Source organism: Burkholderia sp. BCC1640, from assembly GCF_902833125.1.
GTDB lineage: Bacteria > Pseudomonadota > Gammaproteobacteria > Burkholderiales > Burkholderiaceae > Burkholderia > Burkholderia diffusa.
Genome location: NZ_CADFEF010000038.1, coordinates 53,188 through 59,275, shown reverse-complemented (window position 1 = coordinate 59,275; position 6,088 = coordinate 53,188). Strand labels below are relative to the sequence as shown.

General features: G+C 67.0%; 7 protein-coding genes. 1 reads left to right on the top strand and 6 read right to left on the bottom strand.

The genetic code is table 11. The annotated features are described in order from the left end of the window. Nucleotides 1-519 precede the first annotated feature (519 nt). The gene (locus HWX25_RS29525) at nucleotides 520-1,581 is read left to right on the top strand and encodes a DMT family transporter (RefSeq protein WP_059690984.1); all 1,062 of its coding nucleotides are present in this window, start codon (nucleotides 520-522) and stop codon (nucleotides 1,579-1,581) included. A 114-nt stretch (nucleotides 1,582-1,695) separates the two neighbouring features. Here HWX25_RS29525 and HWX25_RS29520 read toward each other — a convergent pair whose 3' ends face one another. The 6 genes from HWX25_RS29520 to HWX25_RS29495 all read right to left on the bottom strand — a co-directional run bounded on the left by HWX25_RS29520 (nucleotide 1,696) and on the right by HWX25_RS29495 (nucleotide 6,057). Further along, nucleotides 1,696-2,061 carry a bleomycin resistance protein gene (locus tag HWX25_RS29520; RefSeq protein WP_175912001.1) on the bottom strand — a complete coding sequence of 122 codons (366 nt, stop codon included), beginning with the start codon at nucleotides 2,059-2,061 and terminating at the stop codon, nucleotides 1,696-1,698. A 119-nt stretch (nucleotides 2,062-2,180) separates the two neighbouring features. Continuing rightward, entirely contained in the window at nucleotides 2,181-2,771 is a 591-nt protein-coding gene (locus tag HWX25_RS29515) for a nitrogen fixation protein NifQ (protein ID WP_175911999.1), read from the bottom strand. Between the two features lie 16 nt (nucleotides 2,772-2,787). Then, a complete protein-coding gene (locus HWX25_RS29510) occupies nucleotides 2,788-3,213 on the bottom strand; it encodes a TOBE domain-containing protein (protein WP_175911998.1) in 426 nt (141 codons plus the stop codon). A gap of 179 nt (nucleotides 3,214-3,392) precedes the next feature. Beyond that, nucleotides 3,393-4,892, bottom strand: coding sequence for an efflux transporter outer membrane subunit (locus tag HWX25_RS29505; protein ID WP_175911996.1), 1,500 nt, complete (start codon nucleotides 4,890-4,892; stop codon nucleotides 3,393-3,395). After that, the gene (locus HWX25_RS29500; RefSeq protein WP_175911994.1) at nucleotides 4,889-5,842 is read right to left on the bottom strand and encodes an HlyD family secretion protein; all 954 of its coding nucleotides are present in this window, start codon (nucleotides 5,840-5,842) and stop codon (nucleotides 4,889-4,891) included. Before HWX25_RS29500 ends, HWX25_RS29505 begins: the two co-directional genes overlap by 4 nt. Before the next feature lie 2 nt (nucleotides 5,843-5,844). Further along, nucleotides 5,845-6,057 carry a DUF1656 domain-containing protein gene (locus HWX25_RS29495; protein ID WP_044849171.1) on the bottom strand — a complete coding sequence of 71 codons (213 nt, stop codon included), beginning with the start codon at nucleotides 6,055-6,057 and terminating at the stop codon, nucleotides 5,845-5,847. Nucleotides 6,058-6,088: the final 31 nt, after the last annotated feature.

Below are 6,088 nucleotides of genomic sequence, written 5' to 3'. Positions count from 1 at the left end.
AGCCCTCGTCACGCCAGAAATCGATTCGCATACGTTCTTCAGGTTGAAGTTGTTGGTACGTTCTCTTTGCCATTCGCGGACATTACCGGATGGCGAGAGTGTTGCACTTCAGATTTGAGGCCGCCCGCTCATGTTTCGTCACGATAATTCGTTTTCCTAATGTAATCGGATTTCAGATGAAACCCCGGATGCGCTCCCACACGAATTTATCGCACGTGGGCCGCAGCACAAACGCGAAGTGCGGCCATATTCGAAAGACCGCAGGGTGATGTCCGGACGCACCGCGCGGCCGCCCGCCCGTCAGTTGGCGACCAGTCACACACACGCGATAATCTCCCCGGCACGAATCGTCGGGCCGGCGCGTTGCCGGTAGCGCATGACGCGACAGCTACCTGAAAGCCGGCGCAATTCGTCCGACATTCCCCAAAATTGAAAGGCACCGGCAAGGCGTACGCGTCACCGCGTCACACGAAGCTTGCCGATTCCATACGCACAACGCTCAAACGCAAAGACCGCATCATGAATCCGAGACATTCCGCGATTCTCGTCGCGCTCACGGCTGCCGCGCTGTTCGGCGCGGCGACGCCGCTCGCCAAGGCGCTGATTGGCGCGATGTCGCCGTTCATGGTCGCCGGCCTGTTCTATCTTGGTAGCGGAATCGGCCTCGGCGTCGGAATCCTGTTGCGCGGGCTGCGCCGCCGCCGCGCGCCGGCCGAGAACGCCGCGCCGCTGCAACGCTCGGACCTGCCGTGGCTCGCCGGCGCGATCGCGGCCGGCGGCGTCGCGGGTCCGGCGCTGCTGATGCTCGGACTGTCGAGCACACCGGCTGCGACAAGTGCGCTGCTGCTCAATCTCGAAGGCGTGCTGACGGCGGTCATCGCGTGGGTCGTGTTTCGCGAGAACGTGGATCTTCAGGTGTTTCTCGGCATGGTCGCGATCGTCGCCGGCGGCACGCTGCTGTCGTGGGGCCCGGGGCGCGCGGGCGTGCCGGTCGGCGCGTTGCTGATTGCCGGCGCATGCCTGTGCTGGGCGATCGACAACAACCTGACCCGCAAGGTCGCCGCGAACGATGCGATGGTCATCGCATGCGCGAAGGGCCTGGTCGCCGGGCCCGTGAACATCGGTATCGCGCTCGCGACCGGCGCGGCGCTGCCCGCCATTCCGGCCGCGGCCGCCGCGATGCTGACCGGCCTCGGCGGCTACGGGATCAGTCTCGTGTTGTTCGTCGTGGCGCTGCGCCATCTCGGCAGTGCGCGCACGGGCGCGTATTTTTCGGTGGCGCCGCTGTTCGGCGTCGTGCTGTCGCTGCTGATCTGGCCGGCGCTGCCGTCCGTCACGTTCTGGATCGCGGCCGCGTTGATGGCGCTCGGCATCTGGCTGCACGTGCGCGAACGGCACGAACACGAGCACGCGCATGAACGACTCGAGCATACGCATCGGCATCGGCACGACGAACATCATCAGCACACGCACGATTTTCCGTATGACGGTGATGAACCGCACACGCATCCGCACGTGCACTTGCCGATCACGCACAGTCACGCGCATTTCCCGGACATTCATCACCGCCATCGGCACTGATTGCGCGGCAAAGGAGAACGACGCGCGCGGCGTGCAATGCGCATCGCAAAGTAGCTGTTTATGGGGACGTTATCGGGTGCCCGCGGGGGCGCATCGACGTCGTTCGATTGCGACTCAGTCTTCCATCTGAATCAACCGGATCAATGACCCGTCCGGGTCGATCAGCGCGCCGACGGTGCCGCCCCATGCCTCGCGCTTCGGCCGATGCGCGCGTGGCCAGCCGGTCGTCTGTTCCGGAATGCCGGCGGCGAGCACATCGTCGCAAAACGCACCGACGTCGCCGAGCCGGAAACAGCAGCTGAACCAGCTCGTGGCCGGGTCGAGACCGGGATGCGGAAAGAATTCGAGCAGCAGATCACCGCGTCTCAGGATCATCCAGCCGTCATCGCGCCAAGTTTCGACGAACCCGAGCTTCGCGTAGAACAGCGACGTGGCTTCGAAATCGCGCGACGGCAGATTGGGACTCGCAAAGTCGGTCAAGGCTGGTTCTCCAGTGAGCGTTGCGGTCGAACGAACGCGCGGGAAAACGCGCGGACGGGATGTCGCGCATCATCGGTCAAACGATGCGCACCGACAAGCTGCGCATGCCGCCGTCGCGATTATCGCCCCGGGGGGAAGCAGAATCCGAAATCCTCGCAGCCCGGGCATCCGGGCGCGGGCCCGGGCGGCCGGCCGAGCGATGCGGCCACTTCCTGCGCGAGGAATTTCTTCCAGCGCAGCTGCGCGACATTGCGTGCGGCAAGCGCGGGGAAATAGCGATCGAGCATCGCGGTTACCGCGTCGCGTCCGTCAAGGCCAAGATCGCGCCACAGGTGATCGGGGCGCAGGCACGCATGCGCGATGATTGCAGCGACGCAGTCGGCGTCGTCGTGCGCGACGGCGGGATATGCATCCCGCATCAGCAGCGCGTGCAGCGTCTCGACGAATTGCGCGTGCGCGGCCGGCAGCGGTGCGACGGTGGCCGTCGGCGCGAGCGCCGACGCATCGGCGGAACTCAGGCGCGGAAACTGGCGGGCAAGCAGGCCGTTCAACCGGGCGGGAGACAGGCCGAGCAGCGCGAGCTCGTTGCGGCATGCGCGTGCCGCAATGAGTTCACCGAACAGACGTGCATCCGGAGAATCGGTATCGGCCGCGCCGGACAGCAGCGCTTGCAATATGCGTCGATGCGCATGCTCGAGCGCGGACGTCATTGCAATCACCGGAGGATCACTCGACCCCGACGATCACGCTCGACGCCTTGAAGATCGCGGACGCGGCCTTGCCGCTTGCGAGGCCGAGACGATCGACGCTGTCGTTGGTGACGATCGCGACGATCTCGGCGCCGCCTGCCGCCTTGATCACGACTTCCGAATTGACCGCGCCCTTCGCGATCGATGACACGGTGCCCGCGACGCAGTTGCGCGCCGACACCTTGCTGCCGTCGACGTCGACCATCACGATCACCGACGATGCCTTGACGAGCGCGAAGGCCTTCGCGCCGGCCGCGAGGCCGAGCGATGCGACGCTGCCGTGCGTGATCACGGCGACGATGTCGAGGCCGTCCTGGGTACGCAGCGTGATTTCGTCGTTGACGGCACCGGGCTTGACGGCGCTGATCTGGCCGGCGAATTGATTACGGGCGCTGGTGCGCATGATGACTCTCCAGGAAAGGGGCCGCCCGGCGGGCGGCGAGCGAACGGCGGAAACTGCGGACGAGTTTACCGGCATTGCAGGTGAAGCGCGACGTCGGCATCGACATACCGGACATGCGAAACGGCGCACGATGCTGCGCGACAGCAGGTGTCTCGTGCACGCCGTGCCGCCCCGCGCGCTTACTTCGCAGCGGCCGACGCAGCAGCCGGCGCGCCCGCCGCCGACGTCTGCCGCACCGCCGCGGCCGTTATATCGCCTTCCCAACCGCCGCCGAGCGCAAGGAACAACTTCACCTGGTCGGCGGCGACCTGACCTTCGGCCGCGGCGACCTGCGCGCGCACGCTCGTCAGCGTGCGCGTCGCATCGAGATCCGAAATGAACGACTCGCGGCCGGCCGTATACAGCCGGTGCGTTTCGTCGGCGGAACTGCGCGCCGATTCGTAGGCCGTGCGAAGCGCATCGGTGCGCTGCACGTCGGCCGCGTAGGTCGCGAGGCTCGACTGCGTTTCACGCAGCGCATTCAGTACGACACCGTCGAAGTGAGCGAGCGCGCCGCCGGTCGCCGCCTCGGCTTCGCGCACGCGCGCGCGCTGGCCGTTGACCGGGAACGACCAGCTGATCAGCGGTCCGAACGACCAGCGATTCGTGGTGGACGAGAACAGATCGGCGGCGACGCCGACCGAACCGGCGGACGCGCCGATGCTGATCGACGGATACAGCGCGGCGGTCGCGACGCCGATCCGTGCGGTCGAGGCGGCGAGCTGACGCTCGGCTTCGCGAACGTCGGGACGGCGACGCAGCAGCGCTGCGCCGTCGCCGATCGGAATCGGCTGGCGCAGCTTCGGCAGGCGCTCGCATTCGGCGACCGCCTTCGGCAGGTCCGCGGGCGAACGCGCGAGCAGCGCGGCGAGCTGGTATTGCGCGATCTTGCGGCGGCCTTCGAAGCGCGGGATGTCGGCCGCGAGCGTGCGTACCTGCGTGACGCCGCGCGTGACGTCGGTCTGGTTGCCGCGTCCCGCGTCGCGCAGGCGTTGCGACAGCTTCACGCGCTGCTGCTGCAGCGCGAGCGACTGCTTCGCGATCGCGAGATCGTCACCGGCGGAGCACGATTCGACGTATGCACGCACGACGTCCGCGACGACGGTGATGCGCGCGAGGTCGGCGGCCGCTTGCACGGCTTCGCTGTCCGCGCGCGCGGCCTCGACGCCGCGCCGCAGCTTGCCGAACAGATCGAGCTCGTATGACACGCTGATGCCGACCGCGCCTTCGTTCACGACCGGCAACTTGTTTTCGAGCAGATATTGCTCGGCCGATTCCTGCGCGCGCTGCACGGCTGCTTCCGCGCTCCCGGAGAAGCCGCCCTGTTCGTTCGCGACTTCCAGCGCCGCGCGCGAACGTGCGAGGTTGGCCGCGGCGACGCGCAGGTCGGTGTTCGATTTCAGCGCACTGCGCACGAGTTCGTCGAGCACGGGATCGTCGTACAGCTGCCACCAGTTGCCGGGCACTGCGTCGCGCGACACGAGCGCGCCGTTCGCGTCGTCGAGCGCATGATTTGCGAGCGGTGCATTCACGTATGCCTGCTGCGGCAGCTTGTAGTCGGGGCCGACGGATTTGCACGCGCCGAGTGCGAGCGCGAGCGGCGCGAGTGCCGCCGCGAGGCGCAGGCCGTGCCGCTTCATTGCGATGCTCCCGTCGCGCTGACGGCCGCGGGTGCGGATGCCGCGGACGCGCCTGCGGCCGACTTCGCATTGTCATCGCGGCGCGTGTCGGTTCGCACCGCGACGGTCGCGGTGCGGCCGGCGATCATCCGGAAGTCGTCGGGCACCTCGTCGAGCACGACGCGCACCGGCACGCGCTGCGCGAGCCGCACCCAGCTGAATGCGGGGTTCACGTTCGGCAGCAGGTTCGCGCCCTGCGTGCGGTCGCGATCCTCGATTGCGGCGACGATGCTCTGTACGTGGCCGCGCAGCGGATGCGGCTCGCCCATCACGACGATGTCGACCGGCTGGCCGATACCGATGCCGCGCAGCTTGGTTTCCTCGAAGTAGCCGTCGACGCGGAACGAATTGCGATCGACGACTGACAGCACCGCGCGGCCGGCCGGCACGTATTCGCCGACGCGCGGCGCGCGATCGTTCAGGTAGCCGTCGACGGGGCTCACGATCGTCGTGCGCTGCAAATTGAGCTTTGCGGTGTCGAGCGACACCTGTGCATCGGCGGCGGCAGCTTCGCCCTGTTCGACGCGCGTGCGGCTTTCCTCGACCTGCTCGCTGGCGACCAGGTTGCCGAGCTGCAGGTTGCGCGCATATTCGCGCTTCGCCTGAGCGAGCGTCGCGCGGCGCTGCGCGAGCGTCGCTTCGGCCAGCCGCTCCGCGAGCGTGTAGCGGGCCTGGTCGATCACGAACAGCACCTGGCCGCGCTTCACCTCCTGGTTGTCGGCGACCTGCACCGCGGTGATGAGCCCCGACACGTCGGGCGCGACCTGAATCACGTCGGCGCGCACATGGCCGTCGCGTGTCCACGGCGAGAACATGTAGTAGTTGATGATCCGCCACAGTACGAGGGCGGCCACGACGACGACGATCAGGGTGAGCAGGATCTGCCCTGCCGAGAGCCAGGTTTTTTTCACGGTTAGCTAGCCACGAGATGGTGAGACACGATGACGACTGCGGCAAGCACGAACACGTATATGCCGAGGTCGAAGATCGAACGGTGCCAGACGAGGCGGTAAAAGCCGACGCGTTCGAGCAGCGCGCGCACGACGATGTTGATCAGATAGGCGATCAGCATCAGCACGAGCGGAGCCGGCACGAATACGCCGAAGATGTCGATTTCGCCGATCATGGTCGCGGTCGGAAAGACAGGTTGGAAAGCG